Origin of the sequence: Pararhodobacter sp. SW119 (assembly GCF_017811755.1) — a bacterium.
Classification (GTDB): domain Bacteria; phylum Pseudomonadota; class Alphaproteobacteria; order Rhodobacterales; family Rhodobacteraceae; genus Pararhodobacter.
The window spans coordinates 107,093-128,021 of record NZ_JADDJF010000004.1 but is presented as its reverse complement, the minus strand read 5'-3'; the positions used below and the strand labels follow the sequence as shown (position 1 = coordinate 128,021).

Genomic DNA, 20,929 nt, shown 5'->3' with positions numbered 1-20,929 from the left:
TGAACGAAAGGTTGAAATCAGGACTCGGGAGCGGGCGCTTCGTAAACCGGCATCTCGGCGCACTCGGCGCCAGCCGCATGCGCCTCTTCCATCGCGGCCAGCGAATCGGACACCTCGCGCGGCATGTAAGTCTCGTCGTGCTTGGCCAGCACCTCATGCGCCTCGAAGATGCCCTCGACCCAGCGGCCGGTGCCCACCGTGCCCTCGTTCTCTCCGAAGAGGTCGGGCAGGATGCCGCGGAAGCGCACCTCGACCGCGGTGCAGTTGTCGGTCACGCGAAAGTAGACCTCCTCGCCCTGGCCACGCCGGATCGATCCCGGCTGGACCAGCCCGCCCAAACGGAAGACCTCGTTCGCGGGCGGCGGGTCGGCCATCACCTGACTGGGCGAGCGGAAGAAGTTGATTCCGTCGCGCATCGCATAGCCGATCAGCGCCGTCGACAGCGTCAGCGACACCGCGGCGACCAGAATGATCTGCACCCTGCGCTTTTTCTTCAGGCCCCTCATGACCCCCTCACGGAAACACCGGCGGCGCCATCAGCCCCGCGGTTTCGTCAAATCCCATCAGCAGGTTGGCGTTCTGCAACGCCTGCCCCGACGACCCCTTGGTCAGGTTGTCCAGCACCGCCGCCACCATCGCCCGCCCCGGCCGCCTGTCCCCGACCACCCCGATATGCACATAGTTGGAGCCGCGCACGTCATGAGTCGAGGGCACTGTGCCAAAAGGAAGCACCTTCAGAAACGGCTCGTCCCGGTAACGCGCGCTCAACACTTCGTGTATCGCCCGCGCCTCGCCGCGCAGCCAGGCTGACGCCAGGATGCCGCGGTTCATCGGCACCAGGTTCGGCGTGAACTGGATCTCGACGCGGCGTCCGGCGGCAAGGCTCAGTTCCTGGTCGAACTCGCCCAGATGCCGGTGCGTGCTGCCGACCGCGTAAGGTTGCGTGCCCTCCGACAACTCAGCATGCAGCAGATTCTCCTTCAGCGCCCGCCCCGCGCCCGACACGCCGCATTTCAGATCGAGGATGATCTCATCCAGATCGATCACCCCTTCCGCGACCAGCGGCAGCAGCGCGTAAAGCCCAGTCGCCGCATTGCAGCCGGTTCCCGCCACCAGCCGCGCCGCGCGGATCTCGTCGCGGTAGAACTCGGTCAGGCCATAGACGGCCTCCTCCTGCAGATCGGGCGCGGCATGGGCCTTGCCGTACCAGCGCGCATAGGCGTCGGGCTCGCGCAGCCTGAAATCGGCCGACAGATCGACGACGCGCAGATCGCGCGGCAGCTCGGCGATCACCGCTTGGCTGGTGGCATGCGGCAGCGCGCAGAACGCCATGTCGATCCCGGCGAAGTCCAGTTCCTCGATCCGGGTCAGCTCGGGCAAGTCCAGATGGCGCAGGAACGGGAACACCGCGGCCATCGGCTGGCCGGCCTTTCGCTCGCCGGTCAGCGCCACAATCTTGAACCCCGGATGCGTCGCCAGCAGGCGCACCAGTTCCGCACCCGTATAGCCCGAAGCCCCCAGGATCGCGACCCGCCTTGCCGTCATCTCCGCCTCCTTCCGTGCCACGCTTCAGCGCAGCAGATGCACCGAGCAGGGCGCATACCGCACCACCCGCGCAGCCGTCGAGCCGTAAAGCGACCGGTCCGACCGATGCGTGGCCAGAACGATGCAGTCGACCTGGTTGCCCTCGGCCCAGTCGAGGATTTCGCGCGGGGCGTCGCCTTCCAGCACGGCGACGGCGCCGTTCTGCAGCGTGTCGGCCAGCCGCTGCAGATCCGCCTCGATGGCGCGGGTCAACTCGTCCCGGTAGCCCTCGGGCATGTAGTCGATGGCGAAGAAAGGCACCGGGTCCATGACGTGCAGCAGCGTGATCTTCGCCGACGGATCGGCCAGCTTGCGCGCCGCGTCCAGTTCTTCCCGGGCGTCGTGTCCCGCCTCATAGGCGACTGGGACCAGAATGTTGCGATACATGAAACCTCCTGCAAACTGTCGGCCGTCATCCTAGCAGGATAAACCGGCGGGGAACATTGACTCGGGTCAGGCCCGGATCGCCCCCGCCATTGCGCCCGCCCCTTGGGTCTTGCTATAAGCCGGGCAACAAAATCTAGCGGATTCCACCCAGCGAGGCCCCGGTGACCGACACGCCCGAAAATCCGGACGACACCGAAGCACGGAAACCTTCGGGACCGACCGTCTCGATCACGCAGGAAATGCGCACCTCCTACCTCGATTACGCGATGAGCGTGATCGTCAGCCGCGCCATTCCGGACCTGCGCGACGGGCTGAAACCGGTGCACCGCCGCATCCTCTTTGCCATGCACGAATCCGGCAACACGCATGACAAGCCTTACCGGAAGTCGGCGCGCTCGGTCGGCGACACGATGGGCAAGTACCACCCGCACGGCGACAGCGCGATCTACGACGCGCTGGTGCGCATGGCGCAGCCCTTCTCGATGTCGCTCAAGCTGCTGGACGGGCAGGGCAACTTCGGCTCGATGGACGGCGACACCGCCGCCGCGATGCGCTATACCGAGGTCCGCATGGACCGGCCGGCCAACTTCCTCCTGGCGGATATCGAGAAAGACACCGTCAACTTTCAGGACAATTACGACGGCAAGGACCGCGAACCCACGGTCCTGCCCGCGCGCTTTCCCAACATGCTGGTCAACGGCGCCGGAGGCATCGCCGTCGGCATGGCCACCAACATCCCGCCCCACAACCTCGGCGAGGTGGTGGATGCGACGCTGGCGCTGATCGAGAACCCCGATCTGACCAGCGAAGAGCTGATGCAATTCGTCCCGGCCCCCGACTTTCCGACCGGCGCGCTGATCCTCGGGCGCTCGGGCGCGCGCAAGGCCTATCTCGAAGGGCGCGGTTCCGTCCTCATCCGCGCCCGCACCCATATCGAGGAGGTGCGCAAGGACCGCTTTGCCATCATCGTCGACGAAATCCCCTACCAGGTGAACAAGTCCACGATGGTCGAACGCATCGCCGACCAGGTGCGCGAGAAGAAGATCGAGGGGATCAGCCACGTCGCCGACGAATCCGACCGCGTCGGCGTGCGCGTCGTGATCGAGTTGAAGCGCGACGCGACGCCCGACGTGGTGCTGAACCAGCTTTTCCGCTTCACGCCGATGCAGACCTCGTTCGGCTGCAACATGCTGGCGCTCAACGGCGGCCGGCCCGAACAGCTGACGCTGCGCGACTTCCTGACCTATTTCATCACCTTCCGTGAGGAGGTCGTCACCCGCCGCACCGCGTTCGAGTTGAACAAGGCGCGCGAGCGAAGCCATGTCCTCTGCGGCCTCGCCGTCGCGGTGTCGAACGTGGACGAGGTCGTCGCCACCATTCGCGGCTCGGCCGACCCGGCGGAAGCGCGCGAAAAGCTGATGACCCGCCGCTGGCCGGCCGCCGACATCGCGCCCTATATCCGGCTGATCGACGATCCCAGCCACACGATGAACGACGACGGCACCTACAACCTGAGCGAAATCCAGGCCCGCGCCATCCTTGAGTTGCGCCTCCAGCGCCTGACCGCGATGGGCGTGAAGGAGGTCACCGACGAACTGGAGGAACTGGCCGGCAAGATCCGCGATTACCTCGACATCCTGCGCTCGCGCGCCCGCATCATGGAGATCATCTCCTCCGAACTGGCCGAGGCGAAGGAGCTTTTCGCCGTCCCCCGCAGGACCGAGATCGTCGACTGGGCCGGCGACATGGAGGACGAGGACCTGATCGAGCGCGAGGACATGGTGGTGACCATCACCCAGTCCGGCTACATCAAGCGCACCTCGCTCGCCGAATTCCGCGCCCAGCGCCGCGGCGGCAAGGGGCTTTCCTCGATGTCGACCAAGGAAGACGACGTCGTCACCACGCTTTTCGTCGCCAACACGCACACCAACCTTCTGTTCTTCACCACCGACGGGATGGTCTACAAGCTGAAGTGCTGGCGCCTGCCGCTGGCCGGCCGCAGCGCGCGCGGCAAGGCGATCATCAACATCCTGCCCATCGCCACCGGCATCGGCATCGCCGCCCTGATGCCCGTCGACGCGCCCGAGGACGACTGGGACAAGCTGCAGATCTTCTTCGCCACCTCCGAAGGCGGGGTGCGGCGCAATGCGCTTTCCGATTTCACCAACGTCATGCGCAACGGCAAGATCGCCATGCGCCTGCCCGACGGCGTGAGCCTGGTGAACGCCCGCATCTGCGACGAGGGGGACGACGTCATGCTGGTCACCGCGCTGGGCCGCGCCATCCGCTTCCCCACGACCGATGTCCGCGTCTTCAAGGGCCGCGATTCGACCGGCGTGCGCGGCATCCGCCTGGCCGACGGCGACCGCGTCGTGTCGATGGCCGTGATCCGCCATTTCGAGGCCACGCCCGAGGAACGCGCGGCCTACCTCAAGCAGCGCCGCCTGATGGCCGGCGCGCCCGAGGATACCGACGCCGAGCCCGAGGAGGACGAAGTCGCGGTCGAGATCGGCCAGCTTTCGCCCGAACGCTACGCCGAGATGTCGGCCGCCGAGGACCTGCTGCTGACCATCACCGCCGGCGGGCTGGGCAAGCTGTCCTCCAGCTTCGACTATCCGCTGCGCAGCCGCGGCGGGCAGGGCGTGCGCGCCACCGACGGCGCCCGGCGCGGCGGCCCGCTGGTCGCCAGCTTCCCGGTCGACATGGCCGATCAGGTCATGCTCGTCACCTCGGGCGGCCAGTCGATCCGCGTGCCGATCGAGGGCATCCGCTTCATGGCGCGCTCGGGCGGCGGGGTGAAGGTGCTCAACCTCAACGGCACGGGCGAGGAAGTCGTCTCGGTCGCGCGCATCGCCGAACAGGCGGACGAGGGCTGATCCCGCAATGGCGCGCGCGCCAGGATCGGGCCGCCGAAGCCGCACGGGCGCAAGCGGGCCGGGCGGCACCGGCGCGGACGGATCGACCCCCGAGGGCACAACCGACGCCCCGGTAAACGCCGCCGACGACGCGATGAAGCGCTCCCCGGCGACCGCGCTCGTCGCCTATGCCCAGGCGCTCTCGATGCAGGTGCCGGTCGCCGACGCCGATCTCGCCCTCCTGATCGAGGCGGTGGTGTCCGACCGCGCCGAACGCGCCGCCCTTCTGACCGCGCTCGGCAGGGTCAACGACCGCGACGTGCGCATCATCGTCGCCGACCTGCTGCGCTCGCGCGCTGCCGATCTGGTCGAACTGTCCGAGGAATTCGGCAACCGCGATTCCGCCTGGGGCGTCTGGACCCAACGGTTGGGCGCCACGCTCTTCGTCTTCGCGCTCGGCGGCGTCATTGCCGGCAGCATCGCCGGCCTGGGCGCGGTGGCAGCGGTCGCCGCGCCGCTCGTGCTGGTCGGCGCCGCCTCCTGGGGCCGGCTGCGGCTCATGCGGCGCCGCGCCCGGCACCGCAAGCGCGCCGACCAGGCGGAGTCGCTGGCAAAAGCCATCGGTGACCTGCCGTGACTGGAAATCGACGGCGAAATACCCTATCTATGAAACAGAAAGCGGAGGGTGCCATGTTCGAGGCGGTCGGAGTTGAAAATCTGGTTCTTGGCCTGTCGGTCGGCGGCAGCCTTGTCGGGCTCGGCGCGGTCGGTCTGATGCTGCAGCGCAAGACCGCCCCCGTACCACAGCGTCGGCTGGATGCCATCGTGCAGGGCGCACCCTATGATCGCCTCGGCAACACGCTGAAAGTGGCCAAGGACTGACCCGCAGAGCGCTCGAAACCGACCGATTGCAGCCCGAGGGGCTGCTGGAAAGGCGCTGCATGTCCCGCGCGGCCTCGATCTTCTGGTGCCTCCATTCCGCAACTCGTCGGTCGTGACCCTCTTCTGATCCAGATCAAGGCCCCGCGCCTGTTGCCGGGTTACGTCGCCGTTACCCATCAGACGAGGATACGATGACCCACACCCCCCACGAACTGGCCGAGGAATTCCCGGAGCACGCGGCGAAGCTGCATGACCTGAAACTCGCCGATCCGCATTTCGCCCGGCTGTCGGAGGCGTACCACGCGGTCAACCGCGACATCCACCGCGCCGAAACGAATGTCGAGCCGGTGTCCGAGGCCCACGAGGCCGAGTTGCGCCGCAAGCGGCTGGAGCTGAAGGACACGATCGCGCGGATGCTGCGCGACGCCTGAGCCCGCCGCCCCCGCCCGGGTCCAGCGGTGTGCGCCTGCGAGACGTACGCCGCGGGGATCCAAGCCAAAGGCCCCGCAGGCGTTTACCACGCCGCAATAAAGCCCGCCTAGACTGCCGCGATCAGCCGAAGCGGGCGGGCCCATGAACCTCTATCACTGCATGATCGACCTGAAGCACGATGCCAAGGCGCTTCTCTTTTCTTTCGCGCTGGACCAATGGCTTACACTGCTTCAGGATCAGGGCCGCATCGGCGCCTGGCGGCTTTTCCGGCGCAAGCTGAACCTCGCCGGCCCCGCCTGCGCCGACTTCCTGCTGGAGATCGAGGTTGCCGACCTCGCCCAACTCGACTCCGCTTTCCGCTTTCTCGCCGAAGCGGACGAGGACGCCCAACGCCGCTACGACCAGATGCACCAGCATATCGCGCATGTCGAATTCGGCCTCTACCGTCCCTATCCCGATCCGGAAGGCGCCGAACGTCTCGCGCTGATCTGAACCGCCCGTCGTTCTGTGCGCAGATGCGCGGCGGCTGTTGATCCGTGCCGGATTGGTGCGCCAGTTCACGCACTATATCTGCCGCTCAGCGCCACTTCCCGGCGCCGACCGGAGACAGACACATGACCCATGCAACGATCCTCGCGGCCCGCGTCCTGCTGGCCATCCTCTTCATCGTCGCCGGCCTTGGCAAGCTTGGCGATGTCCAGGGCTTCGGCGCCTACATGGCCTCGGGCGGCGTGCCGGCCTTCCTGGCCTGGCCGGTCGTCCTGTTCGAAATCCTCGGCGGCCTTGCCATCCTGGTGGGCTTCCAGACCCGGATCGCCGCGCTGGCGCTCGGCGCGTTCTGCCTGGCCTCGGGGCTGCTCTATCATTTCGACCTGGGCGACCAGATGCAGATGACGGCGCTGATGAAGAACCTCGGGCTGACCGGCGGCTACCTGCTGCTGGCCCTTGCCGGCGCCGGCCAGTGGTCCATCGACGCCAGGCTCGGCCGCGCCGCGCCCCTGACCGCCTGACCGGAAACGGCGGCGCGGCGAGAGACCCCGTCGAGGGGTCTCTCGCCGCGGGTCCGGGCCGGGGGCCCGTCCCCATCGCGCCCCTTTCCTTCGCAGCGCGCCACCGCTAGATGGGCGCCATGAGCACCGAATTGCATATCGTCGGCGGCGGCATGGCCGGATCCGAGGCCGCCTGGCAGGCTGCCGAGGCCGGCGTGCCGGTGGTGATCCACGAGATGCGCCCGCAGGTCGGCACCTTCGCCCACCGCACCGGCGATCTGGCCGAGATGGTCTGTTCCAACTCGTTCCGCTCGGACGATGACGAACAGAACGCCGTGGGCCTGCTGCACTGGGAGATGCGCGCGGCGGGCGGGCTGGTGATGGCGATGGCCGATGCCCATGCGCTGCCCGCGGGCGGGGCGCTGGCCGTCGACCGCGACCCCTTCGCGCGGGCGGTGACCGAGCGCCTGCGCGCCCATCCCCTGGTCCGCGTCGAACCCGGCGAGGTGGCGCAACTGCCGCGCGACGGGCACTGGATCATCGCCACCGGGCCCCTGACCTCGGACAGGCTGGCGCAGGCGATCCGGGCCGAGACCGGGGAGGAGGCGCTGGCCTTCTTCGACGCCATCGCGCCGATCGTGCATTTCGACTCGATCGACCTGTCAAAGGCCTGGTTCCAGTCGCGCTACGACAAGGGCGAGACCGAAGCGCAGCGCAAGGCCTACCTCAACTGCCCGATGGACCGCGCCACCTACGAGGCGTTCATCGACGCCATCCTGGTCGCGCCCAAGACGGAATTCCACGAAGGTGAAACCGCCGGCTACTTCGACGGCTGCCTGCCGATCGAGGTCATGGCCGAGCGCGGCCGCGAAACGCTGCGCCATGGCCCGATGAAGCCCGTCGGCCTGACCAACCCGCACCAGCCCGACGTGAAGGCCCATGCCGTGGTCCAGTTGCGCCGCGACAACGCGCTGGGGACGCTCTACAACATCGTGGGCTTCCAGACGAAGATGAAATACGGCGCGCAGACGCAGGTCTTCCGCATGATCCCGGGGCTGGAGAACGCGAGCTTCGCGCGCCTCGGCGGCATCCACCGCAACACCTTCCTCAATTCGCCGACGCTGCTGGACGAGCAGATGCGCCTGCGCACCCGCCCCAACATCCGCTTCGCCGGGCAGATCACCGGCGTCGAGGGCTATGTCGAATCCGCCGCGATGGGGCTGGTCGCGGGGCGCATGGCGGCGGCCGAGATCAAGGGCGATACCCTGCCCCCGCCGCCGCGCGAAACCGCGATGGGCGCGCTGATCCACCACATCACCGGCGGGGCGGAGGCCAAGACCTTCCAGCCGATGAACGTCAACTTCGGGCTTTTCCCGCCCATCGACGCAAACGGCGGACGGCGCGGGCGCAAGGACCGCTACCGCGCCTACACCGACCGCGCCAAGGCCGCGTTCCGGGAATGGCTGGACTGATCACCCGCTTCGCGCCCTCGCCCACCGGGCCGCTGCACCTGGGGCACGCCTTTTCCGCCCTGATCGCCTGGGATCTCGCGCAGGCCAGCGGCGGGACCTTCCTGCTGCGGATCGAGGATATCGACACCGCGCGCTGCAAACCCGAATGGGAGGCGGCGATCTTCGACGATCTGCGCTGGCTCGGCCTCGATTGGCCCGAACCTGTCATGCGCCAGTCCGACCGCGCCGCCGCCCATGCGCAGGCGCTGGCGCGTCTGTCGGCGATGGGGCTCACCTACCGCTGCATCTGCACGCGCAGCGACATCCGCGCCGCGCTCTCCGCCCCGCAGGAGGGCGCGCCGGCCCACGGCCCCGACGGGCCGGTATATCCGGGCACCTGCCGGCAGGCCGGGCACAGCGACAGCGACGCGGCGGTCCGGCTGGACATGGCCGCGGCGATGGCGCGGGTCGGCGGCCTGGTCAGCTTCCACGAGGCCGGGCCGATCTATCCCGGCCGCCATGTCTTCGACACCGCGCAGATGGTCGGTCAGGTGGGCGACATCGTGCTGGCGCGGCGCGATATCGGCAGTTCCTACCATCTGGCGGTCGTGGTCGACGACGCCGTGCAGGGGGTAAGCCTGGTGCCGCGCGGCGCCGACCTCTTTGCGGCGACGGCGATCCATGTGCTGCTGCAGCGGCTTCTGGACCTGCCGGTACCCGACTACCACCACCACCGCCTGATCCGCGACGCCGCCGGCCAGCGCCTGGCCAAGCGCGACGACGCCCGTGCGCTGTCGCTTTTTCGCGCGCAGGGGCTGGCAGTCGATGACATTCGCGCCCTCGTCGGGCCGGGATCGGGCGGCGTCGCTGCCGGCTTGCCGGCGCAGCACCCGGCGCGCTAGGATGCCCCGCCACCACCGCGCCGGAACCCGATGATCCGCATCCCCGCCAGTCCCGCCTTCCGCCCGCTGCTGGCCCTTGCCTGCGCAGGCGCCCTGCTGGCCGGATGCGCGCGCCCCGACGCGCCGCAGGCGCCGCGCCTGCTCAGCCCGGCCGAGATCGCCGCGCTGACCGCAGACACCGCGACCGCGCCAGAACAGGCCGCAAGCGACGAGGCCGCGCTGGCCGCCCGCGCCGCCGCGCTGCGCGTCCGCGCCGCGGCCCTGCGCACCGGCAGCTGACGCTTGCCCGACCCCTCCGACGACCGCACCGGCCCGATTGCGCCCGCCCGGCCTTCAGGCTAGGGGAGGCAGGTCCGCAACCGGAGTTTCCGATGAACAGCCCCCTCCGCCTCGGCATTGCCGGTCTGGGCACGGTCGGCATTGGCGTGGTGAAGATCGTGCAGGCGCATGGCGCGCTGATCGCCCGCCGCGCCGGCAGGCCGATCGAGATCGTGGCGGTCAGCGCCAGTTCGCGCAAGAAGAACCGCAGCGCCGACATCTCCGTCTACGCGTGGGAGGACGACCCGGTCGCACTGGCCCGCCGCCCCGATGTCGACCTGGTGATCGAGCTGATCGGCGGCGAAAACGGCGCCGCCAAGGCGCTGGTCGAAACCGCGCTGAAGAACGGCAAGGACGTGGTCACCGCCAACAAGGCGATGCTTGCCCATCACGGTCAGGCCCTGGCCGAGGCTGCCGAGGCCGCGGGCCGCACCCTGCGGTTCGAGGCCGCGGTCGCCGGCGGCATCCCGGTCATCAAGGCCCTGTCCGAGGGGCTGGCCGGAAACCGGATCGAGCGCGTCATGGGCGTGATGAACGGCACCTGCAACTACATCCTGACCCGGATGGAAAGCGCGGGCCTGCCCTACGAGACGGTGTTCGAGGAAGCCCGCCAGCTGGGCTATCTGGAGGCCGACCCAAACCTCGACGTCGGCGGCATCGACGCCGGGCACAAGCTGGCGCTGTTGGCCGCCATCGCCTTCGGCACCCGGGTCGATTTCGACAACGTGCATCTGGAAGGGATCGGCGCGGTCTCCATCGACGATATCCGGCTGGCGCGCGACATGGGCTTCGCGATCAAGCTCCTGGGCGTGGCGCGGATGACCGGCCGCGGGCTGGAACAGCGCATGACCCCCTGCCTCGTGCCCGAAACCCACCCGCTGGGCCAGTTGCAGGGCGGCACCAACATGGTGGTGGTCGAGGGCGACGCGGTGGGCCAGATCGTGCTGCGCGGCGCCGGCGCCGGCGAGGGGCCGACGGCCAGCGCCGTGATGGGCGACGTGATCGACATCGCCCGCGGCCTGCGCCTGCCGACCTTCGGCGAACCCGCCGCCGACCTGACGGTCGCCGCACCCGCCGCGGTATCCGCCGCGGCGCGCTGGTATTTGCGCATGACCCTTCTCGACAAACCCGGCGCGCTGGCCCGCATCGCCACCGCGCTGGGCGATTCCGGCATCTCCATCGACCGGATGCGCCAGTACGGACACGAGGGCGCGCATGCCCCGGTGCTGATCGTCACCCACAAGGCCTCCAGCGACGACATCGGCGACGCGCTGGCGCGGTTCGAGGCCACCGGCGTGCTGGTCGGCGACCCCGTCGCCCTGCGGATCGAGGACGTCTGACCGCATCCTGCCCGCCGTGTCGCCCTTAACGGAAATTTTCCCTTGCCCCCTCACCTTGCCGGTGCAAGCCTTCGGCATGGTCCCGTTCATGGGGCGTAGACGGGGACCCCGCAATGCGTGGTGACGGAATGGCGGATCGTGTGCTGGTCGTCGACCTCGACGGCACGCTGGTGCATTCCGACCTTCTGTTCGAAAGCTTCTGGGCGGCGACGGCCAGCGACTGGCGCATCCCGTTTCGCGCCGTGCACACGCTGGGCAAAAGCCGCCGGCGCGCCGCGCTCAAGCGGATGCTGGCGGATTGCGCGCCGCCCGATCCGACGCTCCTGCCCTATGACGAGCAGGTGCTGACCCTGATCCGCGACTGGCGCGAGGCCGGCGGGCGCACGGCGCTGGTCTCGGCCGCCGACGACACGCTGGTGCAGGCGGTGGCGGACCATCTGGGCCTCTTCGACTTCGCCCGCGGCTCCGACGGCACGACCAACCTCAAAGGCCCGGCCAAGGCCGACTTCCTGCGCCAGACCTTCACTGATCCCGGCTTCGTCTATGCGGGCGACAGCACCGCCGACCTGCCGGTCTGGCACGAAGCCGACGCCGCCATCACCGTCGGCGCCTCGCCCGCACTGCGCGCCCGGGTCGAGGCCCGCCACCCCGACGCCCGCCACCTCAGCCCCCCCGCCGCGTCGCTGGCCCCGGCGCTGCACGCGATCCGGCCGCACCAGTGGCTGAAGAACCTGCTGGTCTTCCTGCCGATGCTGGCCGCGCACCAGTTCGACCCCGCGACCTTCCTCGCCGCGCTCGCCGCCTTCATCGCCTTCGGACTGGTCGCCGGCAGCGTCTACCTGCTCAACGACCTCCTGGACCTCTCCGCCGACCGCGCCCATCCGCGCAAGCGCGAGCGCCCGCTGGCCTCGGGCGCGCTGCCGATCAAGCAGGGCATGATCTTGATCCTGGCGATGCTGGGTGCGGGCCTGCTTTTGGCCCTGACGCTCGATCTGCGCTTCGTTCTGGTGCTGGCCGGCTACTACGTGCTGACCGTGCTCTATTCGATCTGGCTCAAGCGCCGGCAGCTGATCGACATCTTCGTGCTGACCACGCTCTACACCCTGCGCGTGCTGGCCGGCGCCGCCGCAACCGCGATCACGCCCTCGGTCTGGCTGCTGGCCTTCTCGGTCTTCTTCTTTCTCTCGCTCGCCGCGGTCAAGCGCCAGGCCGAACTGGTCGACGCCATCGAACGCGGCTTCGACGACGCCAAGGGCCGCGGCTATGTCGTCGACGACCTGCCGATCGTCACCCAGGTCGCCACCGGCGCGGGGTTCGTCGCGGCGCTGGTCATGGTCCTTTACCTCAGCGAACCCGATACGATCGCGCGCTACTCCACGCCTTTCCTCCTCTGGGGCAGTTGCCTCCTGCTGCTCTACTGGATCATCCGCATGACCATGGTCACCCATCGCGGCCGCATGCACGACGATCCGATCGTCTTTGCCGCGCGCGACGGGGTCAGCCAACTGGTGCTGGCGCTGATCTTCGTCTTCTACCTCGGGGCCGTGCTGTTGTGAGCCGTTGGGAACTCGCCCTGCGCTACGCGGCCTTCGCCGTCCTGGCGGTGCTGGCCAACCTCGCGGCGCAGCGCGCGGTGCTGGCCTTCGGCGAAAGCGCCGGCCATTTCGTCGCCGCCGTCGCCCTCGGCACGGCGGTCGGGCTGGTGGTGAAGTACCTGCTCGACCGGCGCTGGATCTTCGGGCAGCAGAGCGCCGGGTTCCGCGCCACCGGCCGGCAGTTCTCGCGCTACACCGCCACCGGCATCGCCACCACTGCGATCTTCTGGGCGACCGAGACGGCCTTCTGGGCAATCTGGCAGACCCACACGATGCGCGAGATCGGCGCGGTCATCGGGCTGACCATCGGCTACGTGGTGAAGTACCGGCTCGACCGCGCCTTCGTCTTCACCCGCCCGGGGCCGGCATGACCCAACTCTCGGGCTGGGGCCGCTACCCGCGCATCGACTGCGCGCTCAGCGCGCCGCGCGACGCCGATGCGCTGGCCCGGGCGCTGGCCCGCGGCCCGGCCATCGCGCGCGGGATGGGCAGGGCCTATGGCGACAGCGCGCTCAATGCCGCCAACACCGTCTCGATGGGCCATTTCAACCGCTTCCTCGCCTTCGACCCCGCCACCGGCACGCTGGAGGTTGAGGCCGGCGTGACCCTGGCCGAAGTCATCGCCGCATTCCTGCCGCGCGGCTGGTTTCCGCAGGTCACGCCGGGCACCAAGTTCGTCAGCCTCGGCGGCGCCATCGCGGCCGATGTCCACGGCAAGAACCACCACGGCGCCGGCAGCTTCGGCGCCGCCCTCGACTGGATCGACGTGATGGGCGCCGACGGCACCGTCACCCGCGCGTCGCACGACACCCATTCCGACCTCTTTCACTGGACGCTGGGCAGCATGGGTCTGACCGGCGTGATCCTGCGCGCGGGCCTGCGCCTGCAACCGGTGGAGAGCGGCTGGATCGCGCAGACCACGCTACCCGCGCCCTCGCTCTCCGCCGCCATCGACGCGTTCGAGGGGAATCTCGACGCGCCCTATTCGGTCGCCTGGATCGACTGCACCGCGCGCGGCCCGGCGCTGGGGCGCAGCCTGGTGATGCTGGGCCGCCACGCGGGCGTCGAGGATCTGCCCCCCGCCGCGCGGCGCGCCCCGTTCGACGTGCCCCGCCGCCGCGCCCGCAGCCTGCCCGTCGATCTGCCCGCCTTCGCGCTCAACCCGCTAACGCTGCGCGCCTTCAACGCCGCCTACTGGTGGGCCGGCAACCGCAAGGCCGGCGCGGCGCTGGTCGACTGGGACCGCTATTTCTACCCGCTCGACGCGGTCGCCGGCTGGAACCGCCTCTATGGCCGCCGCGGGTTTCTTCAGTTCCAGTGCGTCCTGCCGCTGCCCGCCGCCGCCGCGGGCCTCGACGCGCTGCTGCGTGCCATCGCCGCGCGCGGCGCAGGGTCGTTCCTGGCGGTGCTCAAGCGCTTCGGCGCGCAGGACAGCCGCCTGTCGTTCCCGATGGAGGGCTACACCCTCGCCCTCGATTTCCCCCATAACCGCGAAAGCCTGACCCTCATGGACCGACTCGACCGGATCACCGCCGACCACGGCGGCCGCTTCTACCTCGCCAAGGACGCCCGCCTCGACGCCGCAACGCTGCACGCGACCGACCCGCGCTGGTCGGACTTCGCGCAGATGCGCCAGAAGACCGGGCTGGCCGAGGCCTTCGCCTCGGCGCAGTCGCAGCGGCTGGCGCTATGACCGGCGCGGCAACAGGGGGCGCGGTCCTCATCCTCGGCGCGCGGTCGGACATCGCGCGCGCCTGCGCGCAGCGTTTCGCGCAAGGCGGGCACCCTGTCATGCTGGCCGCCCGCGACGCCGCGACGCTGGCGCCGGACGCCACCGACATCGGGCTGCGCCACGGGGTCACGGTTACCTGCCACGACTTCGACGCGCTCGACCCCGAAGGCTTCGCCGCCTTCCTCGACGCGCTGCCCGTCCTGCCCGAGATCGCCGTCTGCGCCGTCGGCCTGATGGGCACGCAGGATCAGAACCAGCGCGACCCGGCGGCGGCGATCCGCGTGCTGCGCAGCAATTTCGAGGGGCCGGCGATCCTGCTGGCCGAACTGGCCGAGCGGTTCGAGGCGCGCGGCTCCGGCACCCTCATCGGCATCAGCTCGGTCGCCGGCGAGCGCGGGCGCGCCTCGAACTACGTCTACGGCGCGGCCAAGGCGGGCTTCACCGCGTATCTTTCGGGGCTGCGCAACCGCTTCGCGCGCGGCCCGGTGCGCGTGATCACCGTGCTGCCCGGCTTCGTCGCCACGCGCATGACCGAGGGGATGGACCTGCCCCCCCGCCTGACCGCCCAGCCCGAGGAGGTCGCCGAGGCGATCTTTCAGGCGACCCGGCGCGGGCGCGACGTGGTCTGGGTGCGCCCGGTCTGGCGGCTGATCATGGCCATCATCCGCGCCCTGCCCGAAGGCATCTTCAAGAAAACCCGCCTCTGACCCGGGGTCTGCTCGCATGCGAGCAGGTCGGCAAGGCGTTGTTCCTGTTTCACAATTTCAGAAAATTAACCGCAACGAAACCTTCATCCGCCGCCTGCCGCGCGCTCGCAGGCCGCACCGTATCGGCGGTCCGCCGCGCATCGGGCAGGCTTCCGGCGGCCGGGCCGTTGCCGCGGGGCGGCGACGAGCCTAATCAAGGACATGCGCAAAACGCCCCCGTCCCCTGACAGGCGCGCCGATCCCCGGCCGCCCGCAACCGCGTCATCGCCCCGGCTTGCCGCGGCGATCCTCGGCTTGGTGTTTCTGGCGCTCGGCGCCTCGGGGGCCGCGGCCTACTGGTTCTGGCCGCCCGACACCCCGGCGCGGATTTCCTACGCGGCCGAGCCGCCGCGCGTCTGGTCCGGGACCGACGCCCGCACGGTTGCCGGCTTCGCCCGCGCTGAGCATGTCGAGCCCCCGCCGATCCTGCGCGGGGAGCCGCGTGGCTTCGACGCGCCGCGCCTGGCGGTAAGCGATCCCGCGCCCGACGCGCCGCGCCCCGTGCCAGCGGAGGAAGCCGCGCAGGCTGCCGAACAGCAGGCCCAATCCGTCGCGGTGATCCGGGACCGCCCCCGCGCCCGCCCGCCGCAGCGCCCGTTGCGCACCGTGGCGCCCGACGCGCCGCCTTCCGATCGCTTGACCGCCGATGCGGCGCTGGACCGCTCGCCCCGCCCCGCGCCCCGGCCTGCCGCATCTGCCGCCATCGTCCCTGAAGCGCAGCCGATACCCGCCCGCCTCGCCGCCGCCCCCGCCGTGGGCGACACCTGCGAGGCCGCGGCCCTGCCGTCGCGCCCCGCCGGCGCGCCCGGCGGGCGGGCGGCGCTGGCGCGGCTGGCCGATCTGTCGGGGAGCCGCCGCGACGCCGCCGTCGCGCGGGCGGTGCTGTCCGGCAACTTCCCCGATTTCCAGCGCCGCCTCGTGCCCGTGACCCTGTCGGGCCGCACCAGCGCCGGCGCCCGCGCGCGCATCACCATCTGCGTGCTGCCCGACTACCTCGCGCTGGGCCACGACCGCGACTTCGTGCGCGTGCCGATGGGCCTGCCCGCCGCCTCGCGCATCGCCGAGCGTTTCGGCATGCTCCTGCCCACCGCGCGCATGGTCGACGCGATCCACGCCCAGGCCCCGCTGCGGCTGGCCCCGCAGCCGATGACGCCGGGGCCGCAGATGGAATCGACCGATTACCTGCTGCGCCACAACGCCACGCTGGAGGCGCAGCGCAACCGCGCCGGCGCCGCCGCCGGCACCCTGATCGCCGGCCACAAGAAGGACCTGGTGCTGACCAACCGCCTCGCCACCCGCCCCGGCCGCGTGGCGATCTATGGCTGGCACCACCGTGACGGCCGGCCGATCCAGCCGCTCAGCACCGTGCATGGCGCGGGCTATGCCGATTACAGCCACGGCGTGCGCCTGATCGGCGGCACCGCCTTTGTCGATGGCCGCGCCACCGACCTGCGCGCGCTGCTGGCCGATCCGCGCTATGCCGGTATCCTGAGCGACGAGGGGCCGCTGGGCTCCTCCGTGCTGCTGGCCGCGCTTCAGTAACCCGTCATCTCCAGATACCCGCGCCCGGCATGGCTGCCGGAAAACCGGATCGGCCCCTCCCAGTACGGAAACGAGGTCGCCATCCAGCTTTGCGGGTTCAGGGGTTCGGTCTCGATCGCCAGCCCGCCCTCGGGCCACTCCACCCGCCAGCGCACCGGCACCGCGCGCCCGGCGACCTGCACCTCTTCCAGCGCGGTGAAGCGCAGCGCGCCGTGGGGCAGGGGCGTGGCGCGCCCGTCCGGCCCGATCCAGGTGCCCGAGGTGAAAACCTCGGCCCCGCGCAACTGGAACCCCATCATCCGCGTGCCATCGTCGAAAATCAGCGACAGCCAGTCCCAGCCCTCCTGATCGTCCTGCAAGGGCTGGCTTGACCATTCGCGGTCCAGCCAGCCGTGGCCCGTCACCTCGACAGGGCCTTCGGGCAGGTCCAGCACCCCCGCCACCCGGTAGAAGGGTTGCGAGTAGTAATGGCTCGCCTGCCCGATGGGGGATTTCACCGAATAGCCCGCGTCGCCCTGCAGGACCAGCGGCCCCTCGGCGTCGAACTCCAGCCGGTAGCCGAAATCGCCGCCGCGCGCGACCACGCGCAGCGCGTCCAGCGCGTCGGCGTCTTCGGGCGCGCGCCCGGTCATTTCCCACTCGTCGATCCAGGCGCGGAAGGGTCCAGCGGTCACCCCCGCCTGCCCGATCCCGCCGCGCGCCCACCGCTCGGCGCTGAAATGCCGCGTGGCCGTGGTCAGCCCGGCATGGCCCATCCACAGCTGCGGCGCGTCCCAGCCCGCCCCCTCCTCGGGCGCCAGCGCGGAGCGGAAAAGCGTCCACTGCGCGCCATACTCCTGCCCGTCGGCGCCGCGCAAAACCGCGGTCAGGTACCACCATTCGATCCGGAAGGCCCAGTGCGGGCCGTGATCGTCGGGAAAGACCAGCGCGCGGCCGCGCTGGGGTGTGGCGAACCCCTCGGCCGTCGTGCCCAGCCCGGCAAAGCCTTGCGCGCGCGCCACGCCCGGCAACGCCGCCCCCGCCGCCAGCAGCCGCAGCAGCCCGCGGCGGGTGAGGGCGCGCCTAGCGTTCATGCGCAAAGACCCGGATCAGGTCGGCCGGCGCGCTGCGCGCCAGCCGCAGCGCCGGCAGCGCGCAGGCGACCAGTGCGGCCAGCAGCGCCCAGGCGCCCAGCCGCGCCCAGTCGGCGGGAAAGACCTGCATCGGCAGGCGCCAGCCGAAGGCCTGCACATTGATCACCGCCAGCAGCACCTGCGCCAGCATGAGCCCCACCGGCAGCGCCAGCACCGCGGTCAGCCCCGCCAGCACCATGCCGCGCGCCAGATCCAGCGCCGCCAGCCGCCGCCGCGTCAGCCCCAGCGCCCAGAGCGGCGCCAGCTGCGCCAGCCGCATCCCCGACAGCGTCACGAGGCTCGCGAACAGCGCCAGCGCCGCCACCGACAGCGTCAGGATATTCAGCGCGCCGGTGACCACGAAGGTCCGCTCGAAGATCTGCAGCGACACCGCCTTGGCCTGCGCCTGATCGCTCATCAGCGTGTGCGGCAGGCCCAGATCGTCCTGCAGATCGGCCATCAGCGCCGGCACCTCGGCGGCGTCCATGCGCACCGCGTGGCTGAGGCGCGGGGCCTGCGGAAAGGCCGCAAGGAACGCGTCGATCCCCAGCATGACCTGCGCGCGCGGATTGCCGTAGTCCGAATAGACCCCGGCCACCGCCAGCCGACCGGCGCCCGGCAGATCGACCGTATCGCCCGGCCACAGGTCCGCGGCGCGGGCGAGTTGTTCGTTGATCATCACCCCCTCGCCCGCGGCCAGCCGGTCCCACGCCCCGGGCGCCTCGGCGATCAGCGGCCAGTGGTCGCGGAAGGTCGCATGATCGGCGGTCCCGTAAAGGCGCGCGGGCAGGCCCGCGATCGTCGCCTCGGCAAACCAGACCGGCAGCACCGCGTCGGTGCGCGGGGCGAGGGCGGCGCGCAGCGCCTCGGCCTCGGCCTCGGTGCGGGCGGTGACGTAGAACTCGGCCACCAGGCGCTGGTCGAGCCAGCCGACGAAGGTGGTGCGAAAGCTCGACACCATCGTGCCGACCCCGATATTCGCGGCCAGCGCCAGCATCAGCGCCATCAGGGCGAGGCTCAGGCGCGGCAGGTTCTGCCGCCCGTCGGCCCAGAACCACTGCGCCACCGGCCCGCGCGCCCACCGCTCGCCCAGCGCGCAGATCGCGGCCAGGACCAGCGGCACGAAAAGTGCGGCAGCCAGCAGCAGCGCCGCCAGCAGCACGAACCCCGCGATCAGCCCGTCGCCGATCACGACCAGCGCGCCCGCCAGCAACGCCAGCCCCGTCGCCGCGACCCCCTGCACCCGCATCCCCCGGCCCGAGGCGCGTGCCCAGGCGCGCGGCCGCGCCGGCGCCAGCACCGGCAGCCGCGCCAGTTGCCACAGGCCCTGCCCGCCCGCGACCAGCACCCCCGCCAGCGCCATCGCCAGCCCCGCCGCCGCCCAGGCGGGGCGGAACTGCAGCGTGCCCGACACCGGCGCGCCGTAAAGGCCGCGCAGGGTCGCCGCGACATCGGGCAGCAGCACCCCCGCGACCAGATAGCCCAACACCAGCCCCACGGTCCCGGCCAGCAGGCCCATGATCAGCATCTCGGCCGCCAGCAGCGCCATCAGCCGGCCCAGCGGCAGGCCCAAAGCGCGCATCGTCCGAAAGACCCCGCGCCGCTGCTCGAAGGCCAGACCCACGGCGGCGTGGACGATGAACAGGCCGACGGCAAAGGCCAGCAGGCCAAAGGCGGTCAGGTTCAGATGGAAGCTGTCGGTCAGCGCCGCCAGATCGGTCTCGGTCTCCGGATCGACGCGCTGCAAATGCGGCGCAATCTCATTCAGCGGCGGCAGGCCAAGCGGTTGATTCGGCAGCAGAACCAGCCGCCCAACCTGCCCCTCAAGGCCCAGCAGCGCCTGCGCCAGCCCGATATCGACCAGCACCTGGCCCACCGGCACCTCGGGCGCTTCGATCAGCTCGAAAGGCGCGTCACCCACCGCCCGGATCGTCTCGGGCGCGGCGAAACCCTGACCCGGCGCGGACATGAAGGCCACGGGATCGGCGCCGGTCAGGTCGGCTGCCACAGCCCCCGGCGGGGCGGTCATCGGCTCCACCCCCAGAAGCGTGACGCGTGACGCACCCAGATCCACCCGCCCCTCCAGCACCGGCGAGACCTGCCAGCCCGCGCGGCGCAGCGCGATGTAGTCGGCCTGGTCGATCAGCCCCGCCGGCGCCTCCAGCCGCGCCAGATCCGCCTCGGCCAGAAAGGCCCCCGCGCGATCGTAGGACGCGCGCGCCTCGGCGTTCAGCGCCTGCACCCCGGACCAGAGCGCGGTCGCCAGCGCCAGCCCCGCCAGCAGCATCGCCAGTTGCAACGGATGCCGCCGCCAGTGCGACAGCAGCGCCGAGAGCGCCGCGCGGGTCATGCCGGCGCCACAAGGCCGGCGTGCAGGTGCAGCCGCGCGTCGCAGCGCGCCGCCAGCCGGGGCGAGTGTGTCACCAGCAGAAGCGCCGCGCCCGCGTCGCGGCAGGCCTCCAGCAACAGGTCCAGCACCCGGTCGCCGGTCGCCTCGTCGAGGTTGCCGGTCGGCTCGTCGGCCAGCACCACGGCGGGCCGCGCGGCGAGGCACCGGCCGATGGCGACGCGCTGCTGCTGGCCGCCGGACAGTTCCTCGGGGTAGCGGGCGGTCAGATCGGCGATGCCCAGCCGCGCGGCGAGTTCTGCGACCTGCGCGGGGTCGTGCCGCCCGGCCAGCCGCGCCTGAAACGCCAGGTTCCGCGCCACGTCGAGCGAGGGGATCAGGTTGAACTGCTGGAAGACCAGCCCCAGCGTCCCGCGCCGCAGCGCCGCGCGCGCCGCCTCGGGCAGGGCGGCGATGTCCTGCCCGGCGACCAGGACCGCGCCGCCATCGGCGGGCTCCAGCCCCGCGCAGATGTGCAGAAGCGTGCTTTTGCCGCTGCCCGATTCGCCGGTCAGCGCCATCGACCGGCCGGGGGCCAGATCGAAGGACACGCCGCGCAACACCTCGACCGGGCCCTCGCCGGTGCGGAACCGCTTGACCAGATCGCGCGCCGCCAGCGCCGCGGGGGGTTCAGGATGCGTCATGCCTGTCGGAGTGTAGCGCCCGCGCGGCGAAT

21 protein-coding genes are annotated in these 20,929 nt (G+C 70.8%); 15 read left to right on the top strand and 6 right to left on the bottom strand.

The features are described from left to right. Nucleotides 1-17 precede the first annotated feature (17 nt). Genes ccmE through IM708_RS04535 form a run of 3 tightly spaced genes read right to left on the bottom strand, consistent with a single transcriptional unit; the run spans nt 18 to nt 1,971 of the window. Complete coding sequence (ccmE, locus tag IM708_RS04545) at nt 18-506, bottom strand: cytochrome c maturation protein CcmE (RefSeq protein WP_209425134.1); 489 nt, start codon at nt 504-506, stop codon at nt 18-20. A 7-nt stretch (nt 507-513) separates the two neighbouring features. Further along, nucleotides 514-1,545, bottom strand: a complete 1,032-nt coding sequence (gene argC / locus IM708_RS04540; RefSeq protein ID WP_209425133.1) for an N-acetyl-gamma-glutamyl-phosphate reductase — start codon at nt 1,543-1,545, stop codon at nt 514-516. Between the two features lie 24 nt (nt 1,546-1,569). Next, nucleotides 1,570-1,971, bottom strand: a complete 402-nt coding sequence (locus IM708_RS04535) for a universal stress protein (protein ID WP_209425132.1) — start codon at nt 1,969-1,971, stop codon at nt 1,570-1,572. A gap of 161 nt (nt 1,972-2,132) precedes the next feature. Between IM708_RS04535 and gyrA the strand changes: the two genes are divergently transcribed. The 15 genes from gyrA (at nt 2,133) to IM708_RS04460 (ending at nt 16,755) form a co-directional block, all read left to right on the top strand. After that, nucleotides 2,133-4,847, top strand: a complete 2,715-nt coding sequence (gene gyrA, locus IM708_RS04530; protein WP_209425131.1) for a DNA gyrase subunit A — start codon at nt 2,133-2,135, stop codon at nt 4,845-4,847. A gap of 7 nt (nt 4,848-4,854) precedes the next feature. Further along, on the top strand, nt 4,855-5,463 hold the full coding sequence (locus IM708_RS04525; protein WP_209425130.1) for a hypothetical protein: 609 nt from the start codon (nt 4,855-4,857) through the stop codon (nt 5,461-5,463). A 53-nt stretch (nt 5,464-5,516) separates the two neighbouring features. Further along, nucleotides 5,517-5,708 (top strand): hypothetical protein, encoded by a 192-nt coding sequence (locus IM708_RS04520; protein WP_209425129.1) that lies wholly within the window; start codon nt 5,517-5,519, stop codon nt 5,706-5,708. Nucleotides 5,709-5,899: 191 nt separating this feature from the next. Then, nucleotides 5,900-6,139 (top strand): DUF465 domain-containing protein, encoded by a 240-nt coding sequence (locus IM708_RS04515; protein ID WP_209425128.1) that lies wholly within the window; start codon nt 5,900-5,902, stop codon nt 6,137-6,139. A gap of 142 nt (nt 6,140-6,281) precedes the next feature. Beyond that, nucleotides 6,282-6,632: a DUF6614 family protein gene (locus IM708_RS04510; RefSeq protein ID WP_209425127.1), complete on the top strand. Its 351-nt coding sequence runs from the start codon at nt 6,282-6,284 to the stop codon at nt 6,630-6,632. 122 nt (nt 6,633-6,754) lie between these two features. Then, entirely contained in the window at nt 6,755-7,150 is a 396-nt protein-coding gene (locus tag IM708_RS04505) for a DoxX family protein (protein WP_209425126.1), read from the top strand. A 119-nt stretch (nt 7,151-7,269) separates the two neighbouring features. Next, the gene (gene trmFO / locus IM708_RS04500) at nt 7,270-8,601 is read left to right on the top strand and encodes a methylenetetrahydrofolate--tRNA-(uracil(54)-C(5))-methyltransferase (FADH(2)-oxidizing) TrmFO (RefSeq protein ID WP_209425125.1); all 1,332 of its coding nucleotides are present in this window, start codon (nt 7,270-7,272) and stop codon (nt 8,599-8,601) included. Beyond that, on the top strand, nt 8,589-9,482 hold the full coding sequence (gene gluQRS / locus IM708_RS04495; RefSeq protein ID WP_209425124.1) for a tRNA glutamyl-Q(34) synthetase GluQRS: 894 nt from the start codon (nt 8,589-8,591) through the stop codon (nt 9,480-9,482). The genes trmFO and gluQRS overlap by 13 nt, the downstream gene beginning before the upstream one ends. Before the next feature lie 30 nt (nt 9,483-9,512). Beyond that, nucleotides 9,513-9,761 carry a hypothetical protein gene (locus tag IM708_RS04490; RefSeq protein WP_209425123.1) on the top strand — a complete coding sequence of 83 codons (249 nt, stop codon included), beginning with the start codon at nt 9,513-9,515 and terminating at the stop codon, nt 9,759-9,761. Between the two features lie 92 nt (nt 9,762-9,853). Beyond that, entirely contained in the window at nt 9,854-11,140 is a 1,287-nt protein-coding gene (locus IM708_RS04485) for a homoserine dehydrogenase (RefSeq protein ID WP_209425122.1), read from the top strand. A 113-nt stretch (nt 11,141-11,253) separates the two neighbouring features. Further along, complete coding sequence (locus IM708_RS04480) at nt 11,254-12,696, top strand: UbiA family prenyltransferase (protein WP_245242996.1); 1,443 nt, start codon at nt 11,254-11,256, stop codon at nt 12,694-12,696. Further along, complete coding sequence (locus IM708_RS04475; protein WP_209425121.1) at nt 12,693-13,106, top strand: GtrA family protein; 414 nt, start codon at nt 12,693-12,695, stop codon at nt 13,104-13,106. The genes IM708_RS04480 and IM708_RS04475 overlap by 4 nt, the downstream gene beginning before the upstream one ends. Further along, nucleotides 13,103-14,428, top strand: a complete 1,326-nt coding sequence (locus IM708_RS04470) for an FAD-binding oxidoreductase (protein WP_209425120.1) — start codon at nt 13,103-13,105, stop codon at nt 14,426-14,428. The genes IM708_RS04475 and IM708_RS04470 overlap by 4 nt, the downstream gene beginning before the upstream one ends. Next, nucleotides 14,425-15,174 carry an SDR family oxidoreductase gene (locus IM708_RS04465; protein WP_209425119.1) on the top strand — a complete coding sequence of 250 codons (750 nt, stop codon included), beginning with the start codon at nt 14,425-14,427 and terminating at the stop codon, nt 15,172-15,174. Before IM708_RS04470 ends, IM708_RS04465 begins: the two co-directional genes overlap by 4 nt. A 201-nt stretch (nt 15,175-15,375) precedes the next feature. Beyond that, entirely contained in the window at nt 15,376-16,755 is a 1,380-nt protein-coding gene (locus IM708_RS04460; RefSeq protein WP_209425118.1) for a hypothetical protein, read from the top strand. Here the strand turns inward: IM708_RS04460 and IM708_RS04455 are convergent. From IM708_RS04455 to IM708_RS04445, 3 genes are read right to left on the bottom strand one after another with little or no spacing between them, the layout of a single operon-like run. Next, nucleotides 16,749-17,828, bottom strand: a complete 1,080-nt coding sequence (locus tag IM708_RS04455) for a lipocalin-like domain-containing protein (protein ID WP_209425117.1) — start codon at nt 17,826-17,828, stop codon at nt 16,749-16,751. The two genes, IM708_RS04460 and IM708_RS04455, sit on opposite strands and share 7 nt — an antisense overlap. After that, nucleotides 17,818-20,217 (bottom strand): ABC transporter permease, encoded by a 2,400-nt coding sequence (locus IM708_RS04450; RefSeq protein ID WP_209425116.1) that lies wholly within the window; start codon nt 20,215-20,217, stop codon nt 17,818-17,820. The genes IM708_RS04455 and IM708_RS04450 overlap by 11 nt, the downstream gene beginning before the upstream one ends. Then, nucleotides 20,214-20,897, bottom strand: a complete 684-nt coding sequence (locus IM708_RS04445) for an ABC transporter ATP-binding protein (RefSeq protein WP_209425115.1) — start codon at nt 20,895-20,897, stop codon at nt 20,214-20,216. Before IM708_RS04445 ends, IM708_RS04450 begins: the two co-directional genes overlap by 4 nt. Nucleotides 20,898-20,929 lie beyond the last annotated feature (32 nt).